At 54.1% G+C, this 19,448-nt stretch carries 14 protein-coding genes; 10 read left to right on the forward strand and 4 right to left on the reverse strand.

Going from position 1 to position 19,448, the window contains the following annotated elements; genetic code table 11:
• The first annotated feature begins 17 nt into the window (after positions 1 to 17).
• Positions 18 to 1,607 (forward strand): glutamine-hydrolyzing GMP synthase, encoded by a 1,590-nt coding sequence (gene guaA, locus KJY78_RS04610; protein WP_348771198.1) that lies wholly within the window; start codon positions 18 to 20, stop codon positions 1,605 to 1,607.
• A gap of 12 nt (positions 1,608 to 1,619) precedes the next feature.
• Here the strand turns inward: guaA and KJY78_RS04615 are convergent, their stop codons facing one another.
• From KJY78_RS04615 to KJY78_RS04625, 3 genes are all read right to left on the reverse strand, one after another.
• Positions 1,620 to 2,498, reverse strand: coding sequence for an ABC transporter permease (locus KJY78_RS04615; RefSeq protein ID WP_214337440.1), 879 nt, complete (start codon positions 2,496 to 2,498; stop codon positions 1,620 to 1,622).
• A gap of 9 nt (positions 2,499 to 2,507) precedes the next feature.
• Positions 2,508 to 3,419 carry an ABC transporter ATP-binding protein gene (locus KJY78_RS04620; RefSeq protein WP_214337441.1) on the reverse strand — a complete coding sequence of 304 codons (912 nt, stop codon included), beginning with the start codon at positions 3,417 to 3,419 and terminating at the stop codon, positions 2,508 to 2,510.
• A 193-nt stretch (positions 3,420 to 3,612) separates the two neighbouring features.
• Positions 3,613 to 4,437, reverse strand: a complete 825-nt coding sequence (locus KJY78_RS04625; RefSeq protein ID WP_214337442.1) for a Bax inhibitor-1/YccA family protein — start codon at positions 4,435 to 4,437, stop codon at positions 3,613 to 3,615.
• A gap of 208 nt (positions 4,438 to 4,645) precedes the next feature.
• On the opposite strand from KJY78_RS04625, the gene KJY78_RS04630 reads away from it, so the two are divergent.
• The 3 genes from KJY78_RS04630 to sucD all read left to right on the forward strand — a co-directional run bounded on the left by KJY78_RS04630 (position 4,646) and on the right by sucD (position 9,285).
• Positions 4,646 to 7,084: an ATP-dependent helicase gene (locus KJY78_RS04630; protein ID WP_214337443.1), complete on the forward strand. Its 2,439-nt coding sequence runs from the start codon at positions 4,646 to 4,648 to the stop codon at positions 7,082 to 7,084.
• Positions 7,085 to 7,186: 102 nt separating this feature from the next.
• The gene (gene sucC, locus KJY78_RS04635) at positions 7,187 to 8,353 is read left to right on the forward strand and encodes an ADP-forming succinate--CoA ligase subunit beta (RefSeq protein WP_214337444.1); all 1,167 of its coding nucleotides are present in this window, start codon (positions 7,187 to 7,189) and stop codon (positions 8,351 to 8,353) included.
• A gap of 29 nt (positions 8,354 to 8,382) precedes the next feature.
• Positions 8,383 to 9,285, forward strand: coding sequence for a succinate--CoA ligase subunit alpha (gene sucD / locus KJY78_RS04640; RefSeq protein WP_214337445.1), 903 nt, complete (start codon positions 8,383 to 8,385; stop codon positions 9,283 to 9,285).
• Between the two features lie 77 nt (positions 9,286 to 9,362).
• Here sucD and KJY78_RS04645 read toward each other — a convergent pair whose 3' ends face one another.
• Entirely contained in the window at positions 9,363 to 11,552 is a 2,190-nt protein-coding gene (locus KJY78_RS04645) for an NADP-dependent isocitrate dehydrogenase (RefSeq protein WP_214337446.1), read from the reverse strand.
• Between the two features lie 134 nt (positions 11,553 to 11,686).
• Between KJY78_RS04645 and KJY78_RS04650 the strand changes: the two genes are divergently transcribed.
• The 6 genes from KJY78_RS04650 to tyrS all read left to right on the forward strand — a co-directional run bounded on the left by KJY78_RS04650 (position 11,687) and on the right by tyrS (position 19,162).
• Positions 11,687 to 13,276: a cell division protein PerM gene (locus tag KJY78_RS04650; RefSeq protein WP_214337447.1), complete on the forward strand. Its 1,590-nt coding sequence runs from the start codon at positions 11,687 to 11,689 to the stop codon at positions 13,274 to 13,276.
• Between the two features lie 12 nt (positions 13,277 to 13,288).
• Positions 13,289 to 14,740: a glycosyltransferase family 4 protein gene (locus tag KJY78_RS04655; protein WP_214337448.1), complete on the forward strand. Its 1,452-nt coding sequence runs from the start codon at positions 13,289 to 13,291 to the stop codon at positions 14,738 to 14,740.
• A complete protein-coding gene (purN, locus tag KJY78_RS04660; protein WP_214337449.1) occupies positions 14,741 to 15,337 on the forward strand; it encodes a phosphoribosylglycinamide formyltransferase in 597 nt (198 codons plus the stop codon). It abuts the gene before it with no gap.
• 222 nt (positions 15,338 to 15,559) lie between these two features.
• The gene (purH, locus tag KJY78_RS04665) at positions 15,560 to 17,221 is read left to right on the forward strand and encodes a bifunctional phosphoribosylaminoimidazolecarboxamide formyltransferase/IMP cyclohydrolase (protein ID WP_214337450.1); all 1,662 of its coding nucleotides are present in this window, start codon (positions 15,560 to 15,562) and stop codon (positions 17,219 to 17,221) included.
• 69 nt (positions 17,222 to 17,290) lie between these two features.
• The gene (locus KJY78_RS04670) at positions 17,291 to 17,641 is read left to right on the forward strand and encodes a hypothetical protein (RefSeq protein ID WP_214337451.1); all 351 of its coding nucleotides are present in this window, start codon (positions 17,291 to 17,293) and stop codon (positions 17,639 to 17,641) included.
• Positions 17,642 to 17,845: 204 nt separating this feature from the next.
• Complete coding sequence (gene tyrS / locus KJY78_RS04675; protein WP_214337452.1) at positions 17,846 to 19,162, forward strand: tyrosine--tRNA ligase; 1,317 nt, start codon at positions 17,846 to 17,848, stop codon at positions 19,160 to 19,162.
• The last annotated feature ends 286 nt before the right edge of the window (positions 19,163 to 19,448 follow it).

Below are 19,448 nucleotides of genomic sequence, written 5' to 3' on the forward strand. Positions count from 1 at the left end.
CAGAAAAGAGGTAGAGGGTGGCAGCGACCGAGACTAACTCGCAACGCCCAGTGCTCGTTGTTGATTTTGGCGCGCAGTACGCGCAGCTTATTGCGCGGCGGGTGCGTGAAGCCGGGGTTTACTCGGAGCTTGTGCCGCACACTATCACAGCCGCCGAGGTGAAAGCGAAAAACCCGCTCGGGCTTGTGCTTTCGGGCGGTCCGTCGTCTGTTTACGCGGCGGGCGCACCCGCGTTCGACGAAGCGATCTTTGACCTCGGGCTGCCGCTCTTTGGTATCTGTTATGGTTTCCAGGTGATGGCGCGGGCGCTCGGAGGCAAGGTCGCAAACACGGGCGATCGCGAGTATGGCGCAACCATCGCTGAGCTGGCGGCGCAGAGCGGCGATCCGCTGTTCAAAGATCTGCCGCGCGAGCAGAACGTGTGGATGAGCCACGGTGACGCGGTGCAGGAAGCCCCCGCCGGTTTTGAAGTGCTCGCTAAAACCTGTGTGACTCCTGTGGCGGCGTTTGGATCCGCTGATAAAAAGATATACGGCGTGCAGTGGCATCCCGAGGTGAAGCATTCTGACTACGGGCAGACGATGCTCGAGAACTTTTTGCGCGAGATAGCCGAGATTCCCGCGAACTGGAATGCCGAAAACGTGATTGCCGAGCAGGTTAAGCGCATTCGCGCGCAGGTTGGTACCGGTAAGGTTATTTGCGGACTTTCTGGGGGAGTGGATTCTGCTGTCGCCGCCGCGCTTGTGCACCGCGCTGTGGGCGACCAGCTTGTTTGCGTGTTTGTGGATCACGGTCTTTTGCGCGCGGGCGAGCGCGAGCAGGTTGAGGTGGATTATGTCGCCGCAACAGGTGTGCGGCTTGTCACAGTTGATGCGCGCGAGAAGTTCTTAACCGTGCTGCGGGGGGTCACCGATCCGGAGCAGAAACGTAAGATTATCGGTCGCGAGTTTATCCGCTCCTTTGAGCAGGCGCAGGCTGATTTGCTTGCGGAGTCTGCGAATGGCGAGGGTGACTCGATCCGCTTCCTGGTGCAGGGCACGCTGTATCCCGATGTTGTGGAGTCTGGCGGCGGATCGGGCACCGCTAATATTAAGAGCCATCACAACGTGGGCGGTTTGCCAGAGGATCTACAGTTTGAGCTGGTGGAGCCGTTGCGCACTCTGTTTAAGGATGAGGTGCGCGAGATTGGGCGGCAGCTGGGGCTTCCCGAGGCGATTGTTGGGCGGCAGCCTTTCCCCGGTCCGGGGCTTGGGATTAGGATTGTTGGCGAGGTGACAGAGGAGCGTTTGGCGACTCTGCGCGCCGCTGACGCGATTGTGCGAGCGGAACTCACCGAGGCGGGGCTGGATGCTGAAATTTGGCAGTGCCCGGTTGTGCTGTTGGCTGATGTGCGCTCCGTTGGCGTGCAGGGCGACGGTCGCACGTACGGGTATCCGATTGTGTTGCGACCCGTTTCTAGCGAGGACGCGATGACAGCGGATTGGACGCGCCTACCTTATGATTTGCTGGCGCGGATATCTAATATGATAACCAACCGGGTGCCCGAGGTGAATCGAGTTGTGCTTGACGTGACCTCAAAGCCGCCAGGAACTATTGAGTGGGAGTAGAGCTGCGACCGGTTACCGCTTCACCTTTTTGATGATGAAGTGGATAAGCAGCAGTCCAAGGGTTATCGCAGCAATATAGAGCAGCATAAACTCTGCCGACAGGTGCTCTCCGTCGGGGTTTGAGAGAATAACACCATACGTCTCACGGTAATTTTCTGCAACTTCTGCCGGAGCCCCGTCGAAAACCTTATTTATGGCGGACTCCATCAAAACCTGTTTCAGCAGCGCATTTGCCTGAGTTAGTGGAAACCACGTCATTACCTGCTGCAGGGTTGCTCCCAGAGTGCCAATTGGAACGTAAACTCCCGCAATAAAGCCGATGAGGGTTCCAACAAGTGTGCTTAGCGTTGAAAAAGCTGAACTTGACCTGATGAAAGCCAGAATTGGCAGCGCAATTGCGGCTGACAGCACCGCGCCCAGCGATGCGATTCCAACTATTTTCAGATAGTCCGTAGCTGTGTATTCAAGCAGCGAATCAAAACCGTTAAAAACAACAAGCGAAACAACACAAGAGAGCAGTGTTAGACCGATCCCGAACACAACCGCAAAAATGGCGTAGGACAGCTCAAGTTTGAATCGCGGTGCGGGGCTCACGTGAAAATCTTCAATCAGCTTCTTTTCACGGTCTAAGACCATAACCCCGAACGCTCCCAGCGTACTGGTCATAGAACAAACTATTGTGATGCCGGAAATCAGCCAGAGATTGGCCATTTCGACGGTTGAGTCTGGTACAGAGTCGGCGTTTAACGCGGTTTTGATGGCGTCAAGCTGCAGTTTGCCCAAGAAGAACTTGTAAATAACAATCAGAATAATAACGGCCAAAAACGACATCATAAGCGCCGTTTTATCGCGGGTGTGTACTTTGTTATTTCTTGAAATTAACTCAAACATTTGTGAAACCTATTTTCCGTTAAGCAAGTTTAAATACGCAGATTCTAAGTTTGAATGCTCCACGTTGAATGATTCAATAACCGAGGTGTCCTTATTGTCAGCGATAACACTTATCATTTCATCAACGGTAACGTCTTTGAAGGTAATATTTTTTTCGTCAAGAACGTGCATTTTGCTGGCAAGCTCAGGAGCTGATAGCAGCCGCAGAGATGCTCCGTTTTGAAGGGTTACATTCAGGTTAGTCGTGGAGCGCTGTTTAATGAAAGAGGAGATATCTCCAGAGTAGTGTACTTCGCCAGAAATCAGCACGTTCAGCACATCACATCCCTTCATCTCTTCTAGATAGTGAGTAATCAGTACCACCGTCATATTGGCTTTTTTATGCAGCGTGCCCAGGGCGTTCCACAGGTCATGCCTTGATTTTGTGTCTAGCCCTGTTGTTGGCTCATCTAGTAGCAGTAGCGCTGGCTGCGGCAGCAGTGCTCTGGCGATATCAACCTTGCGCCGTTGCCCTCCCGACAGGCTGCCGTATTTTTGTTTTCGAATCTCAGACAGGTCGAGATACTCCCGCAGTTCTTCGATGCGCTCGCGCACCTCAGCTTTTGACAGACCGTACAGGGATCCGCGAGAAATCAGATTCTCCTCAACGCTTAGATTTTGATCTAGGCGGCTGCTCTGAAAGACAATTCCGATATGACGGTAGAGTTCTTTTGACGGCAGCGGTTTCCCGTCAACCTCCCATGAAATCTCGCCTGAGCTCTGCTTGAAGTTCTTAATGAGGAGGTTGAACAGGGTTGTTTTTCCCGCGCCGTTAGGACCCAGCAGTCCGTAGAACTTGCCGGATTCAAACGTGAGGGTAATTCCCTTTAGTGCTTCAAAATCGCCGTACTTCTTGCGGATATTCTTTAGTTTAATTTCCATTTTTAGTGATCATTAACCTTTCCCGAGCAATTTCGGTGCTCTCTGTGTGCTGTGCCATGAATATCCGCCCCAATCTGGTTTAGTGTATAAGGCAATTATACAGCGGGATTGTAACGTATTTATTAAGGGGGCAGAAGCTAATAGCAGTATATAAAAGGGGTCGGAGGCAGCCCCCGACCCCTTATGTTTTAGGCTAATCGTTGCCGCGCAGGATCGCGATCACGCGTAGAATCTCAACGTACAGCCAAATCAGGGTCACAACGAGACCGAAACCAGCTAGCCAACCGTACTTCTCAGGCAGGCGGCTCGCAACACCGTTTTTAATCTGCTCAAAATCCATAACCAGCGAGTATGATGCAAGGAATATTGCGACCCCGCCAATTAGCACGCCCAGCGGGATGCCCATTATTGTCGCGCCCCTGAGACCCCACGGGTCTGTAACAGCTCCTGTGATCATCAGCACAACGTTAACAAGTGAAAACAGAGCGTAGCCGATAATGGCAACGGTCACAATTTTGGTCATGCGCGGGGTTGCGCGCACCTTGCCGCTGCAGAAAAGCGCGAGCACGGTTGCAAACACAACGAGCGTGCCAAGCACTGCCTGTGGCACAATGCCATCCCACTGTCGCTCAAAAAAGCTTGAAATGCCGCCAACAAAAAGCCCTTCGACAACGGAGTACAGCACAATGAGAGGCACGCTAATTTTCTTTTTAAGCGTGATTACACAGCACAGTGCGAAGCCAATGAGCGCGGCGGGAAGCGCCAGGGCGGGCACGAACCAGCCGACTGCCGCGGCGAGCAAAAGAACACCAAAGAGCACGGCTGTTTTGCGGATCGTGTTTTCGAATGTCATCGGAGTGGCTGATCCGCCAACAACATCGGCAACAGTTTGTGGCGCTGCGGGTTCTTGCTGTACGGGTTTTTGAGCGGATGGCTGATTATACAGTTCTTCTAGCTCTTTCGCAGTAAGTGTGCGATTGGAAAAAGCCGGCATGGATTTTAACGCAGGATTGCTCATCTGGTGCCCCCTAGTGTTGATTGGTTTGTCTTAGTCTACCAATTATACTACTGGCGGGTTAATAGTTGCTGGTTGTGGTGTGCGGGGGAGCTGATGTGATGTGCGTGGTGTGGGCGGTGATGGACGTGTTAGCTGTTTAAGCGTGTGGCGCGGACGCTGTGTGGGAGCTTAAAAATTAGTGCCCTACCTCTGGTTTAGACTGTTTGCCATGGGAAAATACGAACCGGACGTGAATGGCAACATTAACTCGGCAGCCACGGAGCAGGTGGTTAGCAAGCTTGTGAGTGGTCTTAACGAGCCACAAAAACGGGCTGTTGAGTCGCGCAGTAAAGCACTTTTGGTGGTTGCCGGTGCGGGGTCGGGTAAAACGCGCGTGCTCACTCACAGAATCGCTCACATGATTGCCACGAGAGATGCCTATCCGGGGCAGATTCTTGCGATCACGTTCACAAACAAAGCGGCTAACGAAATGAAAAGTCGTATTAACAACCTGCTCGGTGAGAGCGCGCGCGGTATTTGGGTGCATACTTTTCACTCCGCTTGCGCGCGTATTTTGCGCGAGCTTGAAAACGCCGAAAGGCTCGGCTACAACCGCAATTTCACGATTTACAGCACTTCTGATGCGGCAGCCCTGGTTAAGAAAATAATTTCCGATTTGCGTTTTAGAAACTATGATTTTACCGCGAAACAGGTTAGCGGGAGAATCTCGAAACTGAAAAACGAGCTGATAACATGGCAAAAATACGCCGACAGCCTAGGCTCTAAATCAGAAGACGACAATCTGTTCATCGAAATATTTAAGCTTTACACGGAACAGCTGCAACAGGCGAACGCCTTAGATTTTGACGATCTAATCGGGCAGACTATGCACCTGTTTGAGCACTTTCCAGACGTTCTCGCGCGCTACCAGAAACGGTTTAGGCGGATTCTCGTTGACGAGTATCAAGACACAAATGTTGCGCAGTACCTGTTAATTAAAAAACTCACAAAACCGCTGCTGCTTAGCAACGTTGGAGGTGCTTGGGGAGATGAGCTTTACACAACAAATCCCGCTGCGTTGACGGTTGTTGGTGATTCTGATCAGTCTATTTACGCTTTCCGCGGTGCGGATATTAGAAACATACTGCGCTTTGAAGAAGACTTTGAAGATGCAGAGGTTGTTAAACTCGAGCAAAATTACCGATCAACCCAAAATATCCTCAGCGCGGCTAATGCCGTGCTGAATGTGAATATAAAAGCCCCCACTAAAAAACTCTGGACGGAAGCTGGAGACGGCTCTAAAATTATCGGCTACACGGGTTCTTCTCCCCGTGGTGAGGCTGCTTTTGTTGCGGATGAAATAGTAGGACTGCACGAGCGCGGCACAGCTTACAAAGATATAGCGGTGCTCTATCGGGTTAACTCGCTAACGCAGTCGCTTGAAGAGCAGCTAGTTCGATCCGGGGTGCCGTATCAAATTATCGGCGGCACCAGGTTTTATGATCGCGCAGAGGTTAAAGATATGCTCGCGTATCTGATGAACATTATTAACCCGTACGATCCGATTTCCTTCCTGCGACTACTAGCTGCGCCCCGCCGCGGCATAGGAAAGGTTACCGCGGGCAAAATCGTGCAGTTCAAAGAGCAGCAACAGCTCGATTTTCACACCGCTATGCAGCGCGCCGATGAGGCGGGAGTTGCGGCGGGAGCGGGTAAAAAGCTCTGCCGGCTGGGTGACTTTTTAAGTGAATTACGCGCTGCAACGCTTGCAGAAAACGAGTCGGGCAGAATGCAGGCGGGAGAGATTCTGCAGCGGATAATTTCTGAAACAAAATATACTGAGATCCTGCGCGGTGATAACGCCAGCCCCGAGCACGAGTCACGGGCTGAAAACGTTGCAGAGCTGCTCGCGCTCACAAAACAGTTTGATGCCGCAAATCCAGATGCGGGACTGCAAGATTTTCTAACCGAAGTGAGTCTTTACGCAACGGCGGCAGATGTTGAGAGCGACAGCGGCGCAGTATCTTTGATGACCCTGCATAGCGCAAAAGGGCTTGAGTTTAAGATTGTGTTCCTGGTAGGAGTTGAAGAGGGCATAATACCCCATAGAATGGCTGGTGACTCTAAAGAGGCTATCGATGAAGAGCGGCGGCTTATGTACGTTGGTGTAACCCGCGCAGAAGAACAACTGTACTTAACAAGAGCCGAAAATCGTTCGCAGTATGGATGGTCTGGAGAGTTAAGCGGGCTGTCACGCTTTATACTGGGTGTTCCTGCGGAGATTATAGACTGGCGTGGCGAAGACCGGCTGGAATTTTTTACCGGTGGCAAAATGAATCGTATGCGTGAGGTCGCGCGTGTATACGGGGCTACGAAACAGGTCGGCGCTGCTTGGAAGATGAGAAAAGCTCACGATAATCTTGACACAAAGAAAGACGGTAAGACTAGAGCAAAAATCGAGTTTCCAAACATGATCGGTGCTGAGGGCGTGCGTGGCAATGCGGCGCAGGAGTTTGCTGTCGGTGACTGGATAGAGCATCCCAAATACGGTAAAGGGCGGATAGATAAATTCACCGGCTCTGGTAGTAAAACGGTTGCGGATATCCATTTTGACTCTGTTGGGTTGAAGCGAATTCTGCCCGCGCTGATCCGCCTTAAAAAACTCTGAAAAAGAGGGCTATGCTCTAGTTTTTAGGGTGTAGCCTGGTACTTAGGTATAAAAAACTGAGTGGACACAACAGTGCCCGCTCCCTGACTGATAAGGAACAGTGTGGATCTATACGAATACCAAGCAAGGGACATTTTCGAAAAGCACGGAGTTCCTGTGCTTCCCGGAATTATTGCTGACACTCCGGAGGCTGCGGGCGCAGCCGCAGCGAAGATCGGGGGTGTGGTGGTCGTAAAAGCTCAGGTGAAGACCGGCGGTCGTGGTAAGGCTGGCGGTGTTAAAGTTGCGCGCAATGCGGCAGCTGCCGAGCAAGCGGCGCGCGAGATTTTAGGGCTTGATATTAAGGGTCATAAAGTGCAACGGGTGATGGTTGCCGCCGGTGCAAACATAGCGCAGGAGATGTATTTTTCGGTGCTGCTCGACAGGGCGAATCGCTCACTGCTGGCGCTCTGCAGCGCGCAGGGAGGTGTTGAGATTGAGCAGCTGGCAGCTGAGAATCCCGACGCTCTGGCGAAGGTGGAGGTTGATCCGCTTGTGGGTATAAACGCTGAAAAAGCTCTCGAAATAGCTAAAAAAGCGGGATTTGAAGAGTCGCTGCTTGTAAAAGTGGCATCCGTTTTTGAGCGTCTCTACAAAGTTTATGAGTCTGAAGATGCAACCCTAGTTGAGGTTAATCCGCTTGTGATTACCGCTGAGGGCGATGTTATCGCGCTTGACGGCAAAGTTTCACTCGATGAAAACGCCGAGTTTAGGCAGCCAAAACACGCTGCTCTGGCGGATTCTGCCGCGACCGATCCGCTCGAGCAGAAAGCTAAAGAGCTGGATCTTAACTACGTGAAACTTGATGGTGAAATTGGCGTTATCGGCAACGGAGCGGGGCTTGTAATGTCCACGCTCGACGTTGTTGCTTATGCTGGCAGCAAGCACGGTGGTGTTAAACCCGCTAACTTCCTAGATATTGGCGGCGGGGCATCCGCAACGGTAATGGCCAACGGGCTTGGTATTATTTTGAGCGATCCGCAAGTTAAGAGTGTGTTTGTGAACGTATTTGGTGGTATTACAAGCTGTGATGCGGTGGCAAACGGTATCGTCGCAGCCCTTGAAAAACTCGGCGACGTCGCCAACAAGCCGCTCGTTGTGCGCCTAGACGGCAACAATGCTGCGACCGGGCAGGAGATTCTTGCGGGTATTAACCATCCGCTGGTTACGCTAATGCCAACAATGGATGCGGGTGCTGATAAAGCAGCCGAGCTGGCACACATCGCGTAAGTTACGTAAAGATTTAGGAGAGCAACAAAATGTCTATTTTTATTAACAAAGATTCTAAGGTCATCGTGCAGGGTATAACCGGCGGTGAGGGCAGCAAGCACACCGCGCGGATGCTTGCCGCCGGAACCCAGATTGTCGGGGGTGTGAACGCGAGAAAAGCAGGCACCGTGGTAACTCATACTGACAGCGCAGGAAAAGAAATTGAGCTGCCAGTGTTTGGCAGCGTCGCAGCAGCTATACAGCAGACGGGCGCAACAGTGTCGGTCGCTTTTGTGCCACCGGCGTTCACAAAAGACGCAGCCTTTGAAGCTATTGATGCGGGTATTGAACTGCTCGTTATTATCACCGAGGGTGTGCCCGTTAAAGACAGTGCAGAGCTGTGGGCGTATGCGAAATCAAAGGGCAACAAGACGCGAATTATCGGCCCAAACTGCCCGGGAATTATCACCCCAACCGAGGCGCTAGCGGGGATCACGCCGGCGGATATTACGGGCAAGGGTTCGATCGGTCTGGTGTCAAAATCTGGCACGCTGACATACCAGATGATGTTCGAGCTGAAAGATATCGGGTTCTCAACCGCGATCGGAATCGGCGGCGACCCGATTATCGGCACAACTCACATTGACGCGCTGCAGGCTTTCGAAGCGGATCCTGAAACCAAGGCTATTGTGATGATCGGTGAAATCGGTGGTGACGCAGAAGAGCGAGCCGCTGAGTTCATTAAAAACAACGTGACAAAACCCGTTGTGGGTTACGTTGCAGGCTTCACCGCTCCAGAAGGTAAGACAATGGGGCACGCAGGCGCTATTGTCTCAGGCTCAGCTGGCACAGCACAGGCGAAAAAAGAGGCCTTAGAGGCAGCTGGTGTGCGTGTTGGTAAAACACCGACAGAAACGGCAGAGCTGATGCGCGAAATTATTAGTAAGCTCTAAGCTGCGCGGTTAATTAAAAACGTCTCGGCAGAGATTATGCCGAGACGTTTTATTAACTAATTTAAGCAGACTTGCTTTTAAACACTCGCGACTATCTTGTTGAAGGTTATAGATGGGCGCATAACATCGTCCGTTAGCTGCTTGTTAACGCGGTAGTATCCGCCAAGCTGCGCGGGATTACCCTGCGGCGCAATAAGCTCGCGCATAATCGCCTCAGTTTGCGCAACAAGTTCTGCCGCGATCGGCGCAAAGTGAGCCGCGGTTTTCTCGCACTCGCGCTGCGCGGCAAGTTCTTCCGCCCAGAATCGCGCTAGCCAAAAATGGCTGCCGCGGTTGTCAAGCTCGCCGGTTTTACGCGACGGTGATTTGTTCTCGTTAAGGAATCTCGCTGTAGCACGCTCAAGTGCGCCGGCTAGCACGTCCGCTCCCGCATAACGCAGTGACTCCGCGAGCGCCATAAACTCACCGAGCGAATCCCAGCGCAGATGGTTTTCCGCTGTGAGCTGCGCAACGTGTTTCGGCGCGGATCCGCCAGCCCCCGTCTCATACAGCCCGCCTCCTGCGAGCAGCGGCACAACCGAGAGCATTTTTGCGCTCGTGCCAAGCTCTATAATCGGGAACAAGTCAGTGTTATAGTCGCGCAGCACGTTGCCGGTTACCGAGATGGTGTCTTTGCCCTGGCGCATTCGCGTTACAGAAACCTGTGTTGCGCTTGCCGGATCGAGAATCTGGATGTCAAGACCGTCAGTGTTGTGCTCTGCGAGATACTCCCGCACTTTTTTGATGATCTCAGCATCGTGCGCCCGGTTCTCGTCGAGCCAGAAAATCGCCGGGGTGCTGGTTGCTCGCGCGCGTGCAACCGCGAGTTTCACCCAGTCGCGCACGCTCGCATCTTTTGTCTGGCAGGCGCGCCAAATATCACCGCGGCTCACTTTGTGAGCGAGCACAACCTCGCCGCGCTTGTTGATAACCTCAACAACACCGCAGCTTGGCATCCTGAAGGTTTTATCGTGCGAGCCGTATTCTTCTGCCTTTTTAGCCATTAGACCGACGTTTGGCACGCTGCCGATGGTGCGCGGATCGTACGCTCCGTGCTGTTTGCAATCGGCTATTACCGTGCTGTAAATGCCCGCATACGAGGAGTCGGGGATAACTGCGAGCGTGTCCTGCTCTGAACCCTGCGCGTTCCACATTTTGCCGCCGCCACGAATCATAGCAGGCATTGAAGCGTCCACAATAACATCGCTTGGCACGTGCAGGTTGGTGATGCCGCGGTCGCTGTTCACCATCGCGAGAGCGCAGCGCTTCTCGGCTTCGGTGGTAAACGCCGCTTTAATTTCCGCGCCGTTTTGCAGCTCCGCGAGCCCGTCTAGTAATGCGCCATAGCCGTTTTCACCGTTAAGCCCCGCAGCGGCGAGCTCTGCGCCGTACTTCTCGAAAGTTTCACGGAAATACGCGCGCACCACGTGCCCAAAAATAATCGGGTCAGAAACCTTCATCATCGTGGCCTTCAAGTGCACAGAGAAAAGCACTCTGGCATCCTGCGCCCGTGTAATGTTCTCCTGCAGGAAGTCATCCAGCGCGCTCACGCTCATAAAGGTTGCGTCTAGAATCTCGCCTGGCACGACCTCCAGACCCGTTTTTAGCACGGTTTCTGTGCCGTCTTTTGCGGTGTGTTTGATTGTGAGTGTGTTAGCGTTCGCGAAGGTCACTGATTTTTCGTTGTGGAAAAAATCGCCGGCGCTCATGGTCGCCACGCTGGTTTGCGACTGCGCGCTCCACTCGCCCATGCTGTGCGGGTGCTTTTGCGCGTACTCTTTCACCGCCTGCGGTGCACGGCGATCCGAGTTACCCTCGCGCAAAACGGGATTCACAGCGGATCCTTTAACGCTGTCATAGCGCGCGCGGATATCAGCTTCAGCCTCTGTTTGCGGCTCGTCAGGGTATTCAGGGAGCATCACACCCTGTTCGCGCAGTTCGGCAATTGCGGCTTTTAGCTGTGGCACAGACGCGGAAATGTTAGGAAGTTTAATAATGTTGGCGCCCGGCTGTTTAGCGAGTGCGCTAAGCTCCTGCAGCGCATCCGTGACGCGCTGCGACTCTGGTAGCAGGTTGTTAAAGGCCGCGATTATGCGCCCTGCCAGGGAAATATCTTTAACGACTATCTCGATACCCGATGTTTTGGCAAAGGCCTTAACTATCGGCAAAAACGAATGGGTTGCAAGCATTGGTGCTTCGTCAGTATATGTGTAGTAGATCTTTTGCAAAACAGACTCCTTAAAAGCAATTTACCCAATCTAACCTATACCTTTTAGCTGGTGACGTGCTGGTTTGCTGCCGTTGCTTGTGGAGGGCTTGGTGTTTAGATCCGCCCAATCTCGGTTTAGTAGACTTAACAGCGATGAAATACTTGAGGGCGATGCTTTTTGCTGTGCTAGAAGCGTTTTTGGTGGGTCTTGGTAGTTTTGTGCTGATCGGGTTTCCTGCTCTCTTTATCGCGCTATTTTCTATTACCGCGAGTTTCGACCTCAAATTCGTGATCGTGATCACATCTGCTATCTGGCTGTGGGGGCACGCCCTGCCGCTCGAGTTCGAGGTTTCTGCGGGGCAAGCGATGGCGCTCGGGGCTGGCGAATCCGCGATCACCTTCCCAGTTTCGCTGCCGTTGCTGGGAATTATGGCGATCACCGTGATCGGCGCGCTACGGGCGGGATATCGTGCGGCGGCGCAGGCTTCTGGCAGGCTGTCGCAGCTTGTTGCGGTGTGCGGTGGCGCTGTTTGCGGCTTTGCGATAGTTGCGGTCGTTGCTGCGGGCTTCGGGCAGCCGCTGGGCGCTGCCCCTGTGAGCTGGCTGGTTGTAAAACCGGTGCTGTTTTTTAGCGGATCATTCCTCGCTGGTGTGCTTTTGGGGGAGCGCATCAGGCTTGCGCGGCTGTTTGAGAGCAGAATATTACCGCTGGTGGATTCTGAAAAGTGGGTTTTCTGGGTTTCACCGCTGCGTTTTGCGCCGCGTATTTGTGCGGCGTTGGCGGCTGTTTTTGTGACTATTGCGGGGGTTGGGTTTGGACTCGCGTTGGCGCTTCACGCGACGGATTTTCTGCGCCTGAGTCAGAGTTTGCACCTTGACTGGCTGGGTGTTTTAGCGTTCTGGATGCTGCACGCCCTGTTTTTACCGACGGTTTTGCTGTGGACGCTCGCGTGGTTTAGCGGCGCGGGATTTATGATCGACACTGCAACTGCTTTTTCGCCCTTTATGGCGGATCGTGCAACCCTTCCGGCGCTGCCGCTGTTTGGGGTGATTCCTGATAGCTGGGGTGAGCTTGGGTTTCTCGCGCCCCTCACGTTTGTTGCGGGTGCTGTGCTCATCGGTGTTTTAGCGGATAAACACCTAAAAAATTTGCACAGTCTGCAAAAACTGTGCGTTGTAGGTGCTGTTGGGTTTGTTTTGTTTTTGGTTTTTGTGTGGAGTTTCAGCTTGGCAACCGGCGCTATAGGGCCGGCGAAGTTCACCCTTACCGGTCCGAACCCTTGGCAGACGAGTTCGCTGTTGACGGCGCAGGCACTGCTTGGGTTGGGATGCGGATTTTTTGTGCCCGATGCTGTGCGGCGCGGGATTGAGTGGGGTAAAACAGGTTTTGGGTCTGATTTTACGGAGCTTGGTGGGGTGCGTAGTACGCGCGGTGTGAGTGGCGTGCGTGGCGAGCGCGAGCTTGCAGGCTATCGCGACACAGGCGATTTCGTGTATGAATACGACGATAACATCCTGGCAGAAGGTTTAGAGAGCGGCTATCTTTACGAGGATGAATCATCTGTTGAGGCGGGCACTGCGAAAGAAGCCGAGCCGTTTGCAGCAGCGGAGCAACTGGGAGGTAAGTCGTTTACGGAGAGTGCCCAGCGTAAAGGGAGTCCGTTAACGCGGGCAGGCGCTTTGAAAACAGCAGTGCCGCGCGCCGAGCCGAGCCATCTAAAGAAACAAGCGGACGAGCTGTAGGTGTGGTGTAAAGTGCGTATTGCGTTTGTAATTGACTATTCTTTAACCTATTTGGGCGGGGCGCAGAGCGCGTTCCTGGATCAAGCAGCTGCACTGCGACAGTCCGGACACGAGATCGTGATTATCGCACCCGATATGCCGCTGGGTTTCGCGGGCGAGTCGCCTGGGGATGAATTACCCGACCACAAATCGCACGGGCACGAGTCTGCAACACACAAACCTGAAACGGGTGAGTTTGCTGTGTGTGAGCCCGCAGCGGGCGAGTCTTTCAGCCCTAATCGGTCTGACTCCGCCGCCGCGCAGCTCGCCTCCGCATACGATTTTGTCACGGTCGCAAGCGCAGGCACAATTCCGGTTCTGGGGCTGCCCCTGATCCGCAATACCGCGCGTCTGCGTGCGCGGCTGAAACGTCTTTTACAGCATAAAAACATTGACATTGTGCACTCGCATTCTGAGTTTGGGCTTACCACGGCCGCGCGCGAGGTAGCCGCGCAGCTGGGCGTGCCAACCGTGTTTACCGTGCATACGTTTTTCTGGCAGGCGCGTCTGCGCGGGGTGTTCGACCTGTGCGCGGCGGGCGCGGTGCGCGCGTTCGCGCGTTTCATAACCGGCTCGTCGGTGTCGCGCCCGTCCCTCACACGCGCCCGCGCTGACAACGCGCTGCGCGCCATCACGCTGCAGCAGGCGCTGGCGGCGGATCTTGTGGTTAGCCCGTCTACTCACCAGCGTTTTTGTTTGCAGCAGGCGGGGGTTGAAAATGTTGTTGTGCTGCCAAACCCGATGTCGCCGGCGGGTTTTGATATGTGCGCAGATCGCGAGCCTGAGCGCGCCGGGCAGCCTCACGACACAGCGGGCATCTGGCAGCGCGGCGAGCCGGCGGGCGCAGGGCAAGTTCACGGGTCAGCGGATGCTTGGCAGCCGCCGCTGCGCCTTGTCTGGGTTGGGCGTGTTGTGCCTGAAAAGCGCCTGCTCGAGTTTCTCGCCGGGTTCAAACTAGCGTGCCAGAAGCACGGGCAGGCTAATTTTAAGCTCACAGTCGTGGGCGAGGGCGAGCTGCTATCCCGCGCAAAAAGGGCTGCGGCGCAGCTGCCGGTCGTGTTCACCGGCAGGCTCACGCGAGAGCAGGTGCGGGCGCAAATGGAGCGCGCACACGCTGTTGTGCTGAGCAGCTACGGCTTCGACAATCAGCCAGTGACGGTGGTTGAGGCTGTCAGTCTGTTCCGACCTGTGGTGCTGTGCGATCCGCTAATTACTGAGGGGCTAACGGCGGGCAGCGGAATCTATGCGGCCGGTGAAACCCCCTGTGATTTCGCGCGGTTACTGGGCGAGCTGCTTGCCGAACCGGAGCGTTTGCAGCGGGCGGCGCTGGCGACGCGGCAGGATCGAGAGGTTTTTTATCCGCACATATTCTGTGAGAAACTTGTTGCAGAGTATCGCGGTTTGTGCGTTGGCAAGGTGGTTTAGATGCTGAATATTGTTGTGTTGATTTCTGGCGGGGGCAGTAATTTGCGGGCGCTTTTGGAGCGCGCGGCACGCCCCGATGCTGGCTACAGAATTGTTGCTGTTGGCGCGGATAATCAAGCCGCAGGGTTGCAGCATGCGGCAGATTTTGGGGTGCCGAGTTTTGTTGTGTCGCCGACTGATTTTGCGGATAGACAAGCCTGGGGGCGCGCACTCGCCGCGAAAATAGTGGCGTGCGGCATCTCGAAAGATGCGGGGCTGATCGTTTCTGCCGGGTTTATGCGTGTTTTACCCGCGGATTTTGTGCACGAGTTTACGCCACGCATTATTAACACGCATCCGGCTCTGTTGCCGCTGTTTCCAGGCGCGCACGCGGTAGAGGATGCGCTCGCGGCGGGCGCAACCAAGACCGGCGCAACAGTGCATTTTGTTGACGAGGGCGTGGATACCGGAAGAACCATTGCGCAGTGTGAGGTTGATATTCTGCAGGGTGAAACCGTTGCGGTTGTGCACGAGAAAATCAAGGTTGTTGAGCGGCAGCTGCTCGTCGATGTTGTGCAGGATATCGCCACGGGCAAAATTGCGTTATTAGCGGATTAGTTTTGTCGCGGGCGAGATTGCGCCGGTAGCAGCTTGATTTCGTTGCGGGCTGGGCTGCTTTCTGACGGTTTGGCCTTGTCGTGGGCGCTACTGTGTCGCGGGCAAAAATACGCTTGCAACAGCTTGATTTTTGGCTTACAAGATTGTTTTATCAACAGTTTAATTTTTAGTGTCCTATCCGTCCTGTAGAATTGTTGGCAGATTAATATTTAAGGGGAAACCGTGTCAGTTAATGCTCAAAATCCGGCAGATTACAAGCATCGCGATTGCATTCGGGTAAAGCGTGCGCTTATTTCTGTTAGCGACAAAACGGGGCTGTTGCAGCTTGCGGCGGCGCTTGTTGCAGAGGGGGTCGAGATTGTCTCAACCGGGTCAACAGCGGCGCTGATTCGCGAGGGCGGGTACGCCGTTACCGATGTTGAGCGGGTAACCGGTGCTCCCGAGATGCTTGACGGGCGCGTTAAAACCCTGCATCCGGCGGTGCACGCGGGGTTGCTTGCAGATTTACGCTTAGACTCCCATCAAGAGCAGCTCACATCTTGCGGTTATCAGAGCTTTGAGCTAGTTGTGGTTAATCTTTACCCCTTTGCAGAGACAGTTGCAAGCGGCGCATCCGCGCTTAATGTGATCGAAAATATCGACGTTGGCGGTCTCGCTATGGTGCGCGCGAGCGCAAAAAACCACGCCAACGTGGCAATCGTGGTGTCACCTGCGAGCTATGATGAGATTATTGCGGCGGTGCAGACCGGGGGTACTACGCTACAGCAGCGCCGCGACCTTGCAACCGAGGCGTTTGTGCACACTGCAAACTACGACGGAGAGATCGCTAACTGGATGCTTGAGCAGGCAGCAAGCGGTTGGGCCGAGGCTAGCACTCTCGCATCAGCTGATGGCGAGAGCGATCTGCAAGATGATGCAGAGCTGCTATTTACCCCCTCCGAGGGCACGGTTACCGGTTATCAGGTTGTTGGTACACGCAAGAAGATTCTGCGCTACGGCGAAAACTCGCACCAGCGCGCGGCGTTGTTTGTGGACAGTGACACTTCAGGGCTGGCGCAGGCCGCACAGCTCAACGGCAGAGAGATGTCCTATAACAATTTTGTGGATGCGGATGCGGCGATCCGCGCGGCGTACGATCATGAGCTGCCAGCGGTGGCGATTATTAAACACACCAACCCCTGCGGTATCGCAACCAGCTCGGGCGGAGTTGCGCAAGCTTATCAAAAGGCTTTAGCGTGTGATGCAGTTTCTGCGTTCGGCGGTGTTGTTGCGAGCAACTCGCTCGTTACAGAAGAGTTCGCAAAAGCCGTTGCGGAGGTTTTTACCGAGGTTATTATTGCGCCAGAATATGAGCCAGCCGCGCTTGAGATACTGCAAAACAAGCAGAATTTGCGCGTCTTGCAGTTGCCCGCCGATTTCAGGCAGGAGAGCATCGAGGTGCGGCATATTTCCGGCGGATTTTTAGCGCAGGAGGCAGACCGTAGTTTCGTTTCCGCTAGCGAATGGCATCTGGTGACATCTCGCGCGGCAAGTGACGCTGAACTGTGCGATCTTGGTTTTGCATATGTGGCTTGCCGCGCGGTTAAATCTAACGCGATTTTGCTGGCTAAAGATCAGGCCAGTGTCGGCATTGGCATGGGGCAGGTTAATCGCGTTGATTCTGCTATGCTCGCTGTTTTGCGCGCGGGAGATCGAGTGCGGAGCAGCGTTGCCGCTTCGGATGCCTTTTTCCCGTTTGCTGACGGTCTGCAAACCCTGGTTGATGCGGGTGTGAGCGCGGTTGTGCAACCCGGCGGATCAAAACGCGATGCCGAGGTTATAGCTGTCGCAGAAGCCGCCGGGATCGCCATGTATTTCACGGGAGAGCGTCATTTTGCGCACTAGCTAAAGAGCAGATCTAGGTTAGCGATCACTAACCTAGAAAGCAGGTCACCAGTTGCTATATTTGTTAGCATGGAGATTCTGAGAAATATTATTTTAATTTTGCATTTCCTGTGTTTTGGCGCGTTACTGGGCACTACTATTGCGCAGTTCAAACCTGCTAAAAACGGCAGTGCGGTGATCTCTGGTGGTATGTTACACAGCGCCATCGGGTTGCTGCTTACAGGAGCCGGTCTTGTGGGCATAATTTACGCGACTGGAGGTGAGCCAAACAACCTTAAAATCGGTGTTAAACTGGCAGTATTGTTGGTTATTGTAGGGCTGATAGTTTTCTTCCGTAAAAAAGAAAACGTATCAACGGTGGTGCTGGGAGCTATGTCCAGTCTGCTCGTGCTCAATGTGACGCTTGAGGTTATCTGGTAACCGCTTAGCTTGGATTTGCCGGGTGCTTAATTAGGCGTGGCAGATCTGCCACTAATACAGGCAGGTACTCGATCTGCGCGCAGCAGACACCCAGCCCGTTTGCTTGGTTATTAACACACATTCGACAACTAATTAACTTAATTTTTTCGGAGCAAACGGTGTATTTTAACGCCGCTTGCCGTTTTGCTCGGGTAGCATATCGGTATGGCACTATCCAAAAGCAGGGCTGATGTTCTAGCCGCACAAAAAAACGACGACACTTTCGAGGGGCTCTTTGATGAGCTAACCTGGCGTGGTTTTGTAAGCGTTTCAACCGACAAAGAAGCACTTGCGGCAGCCCTCAACGGCTCTGAGCCAATAACTTTTTACTGCGGATTTGACCCCACCGCGCCAAGCCTCCACCTCGGACACCTGGTGCAAGTTCTGTTCATGCGACGCTTGCAGCTCGCCGGTCACAAGCCCCTCGGGCTGGTCGGCGGATCCACCGGTCTTATCGGCGACCCCCGCCCAACCGCTGAGCGCGCTCTAAACTCACGCGAAACAGTTGCCGAGTGGGTCGCCTCGCTGCGCTCGCAAATCGAATGCTTTCTTAGCTTTGATGGTGATAACGCCGCGCGCATGGTGAACAACCTCGACTGGACGGCAGATTTATCCGCGCTCGATTTCTTACGCGATATTGGCAAGTTTTTCCGTGTCGGTACGATGATTAAAAAAGACGCTGTCGCGGCGCGGCTGGCATCCAGAGAGGGTATCAGCTACACCGAGTTCAGTTACCAGATTCTGCAGGGCTACGATTTTCTGCAGCTGTTCCGCAGTCACGGCTGCACTCTGCAGTCTGGCGGGCAAGACCAGTGGGGCAACATCGTGGGTGGCATCGACCTGATCCGCAAAGCCGAGGGCGCGAGTGTGCACGCTGTGGGAACCCCGCTAATCACCAACTCCGACGGCACCAAATTTGGCAAGAGCGAGGGAAACGCAATCTGGCTTGATCCGCAAATGTGTTCGCCCTACGCTTTCTACCAGTTTTGGCTTAATCAGGCGGATGCAGATGTTGTTGAGCGGCTCAAAATCTTCACTTTTCTGTCGCGCGCGGAGATTCTGGAGTATGAGGCACAAGTTATGGCGGATCCTGGCGCGCGAGCAGCGCAGAAGCGTCTGGCTTTTGAGGTGACCGCGCTTGTACATGGAGAGCAGGCTGCTCGCGATGCGATTGCTGCGGCTGACGCGCTGTTTGGGCGAGGATTCTTTGACAGTGTGCCTGAGGAGCTGCTGCGCCAGGCAACGAGCGATCTTGTTTCGGTTGCGGGCGAGGAGAGCATAACAGTGGGGCAGGCGCTGGTTGCAACCTCGCTTGTGGCGTCACTGGCGGAGGCGCGGCGGGTTGTTGCGCAGGGTGGTGCTGCGGTGAATGGTGTGCGGGTGGCTGATGTGGCGGATCTGGTTGCCGACTATGCGAGGGGGCGGCGGATTGTTGTGCTGGGGCGTGGCAAAAAAGCTAAAGCGGTTGTTGTTTTCGACTAGATCAGGTGGATCGGGAGCGGTCGGGGTTTGGTGTTTTTTGTGTGCGATGTAATTTGTGCCCAGTGTAGTTTGTGGGGTGGTGTGTTCGTTTTGTTTGGGGTGTAGTTGTTGTCGGGTGATTAGTGTGTGTAGTTTTGTGATTTAGCAGTTGTCCTTGTGTTTTTGGGTGACGCGCCCGGGTTTGTGATTGGGTTTTGTGTTTTGTTTGGGGTGTGTGTATAGTTGTTGTTTGTTGGCGGGGTGGTTTAACCGGTTGAGGGGCAGTTTTGCTTGGTTTCTGGTTGGT

Source organism: Canibacter zhuwentaonis (assembly GCF_018531145.1).
Taxonomy (GTDB): Bacteria; Actinomycetota; Actinomycetes; order Actinomycetales; family Microbacteriaceae; genus Canibacter; species Canibacter zhuwentaonis.

Bases quoted from the DNA above. Each gene is read 5' to 3' on its own strand.
- KJY78_RS04625 (WP_214337442.1), bottom strand. From the start codon at position 4,437: ATGAGCAATCCTGCGTTAAAATCCATGCCGGCTTTTTCCAATCGCACA.
- KJY78_RS04670 (WP_214337451.1), top strand. From the start codon at position 17,291: ATGGAGATTCTGAGAAATATTATTTTAATTTTGCATTTCCTGTGTTTT.
- KJY78_RS04630 (WP_214337443.1), top strand. From the start codon at position 4,646: ATGGGAAAATACGAACCGGACGTGAATGGCAACATTAACTCGGCAGCC.
- sucD (WP_214337445.1), top strand. From the start codon at position 8,383: ATGTCTATTTTTATTAACAAAGATTCTAAGGTCATCGTGCAGGGTATA.
- KJY78_RS04620 (WP_214337441.1), bottom strand. From the start codon at position 3,419: ATGGAAATTAAACTAAAGAATATCCGCAAGAAGTACGGCGATTTTGAA.
- purN (WP_214337449.1), top strand. From the start codon at position 14,741: ATGCTGAATATTGTTGTGTTGATTTCTGGCGGGGGCAGTAATTTGCGG.
- tyrS (WP_214337452.1), top strand. From the start codon at position 17,846: ATGGCACTATCCAAAAGCAGGGCTGATGTTCTAGCCGCACAAAAAAAC.
- KJY78_RS04615 (WP_214337440.1), bottom strand. From the start codon at position 2,498: ATGTTTGAGTTAATTTCAAGAAATAACAAAGTACACACCCGCGATAAA.
- KJY78_RS04650 (WP_214337447.1), top strand. From the start codon at position 11,687: ATGAAATACTTGAGGGCGATGCTTTTTGCTGTGCTAGAAGCGTTTTTG.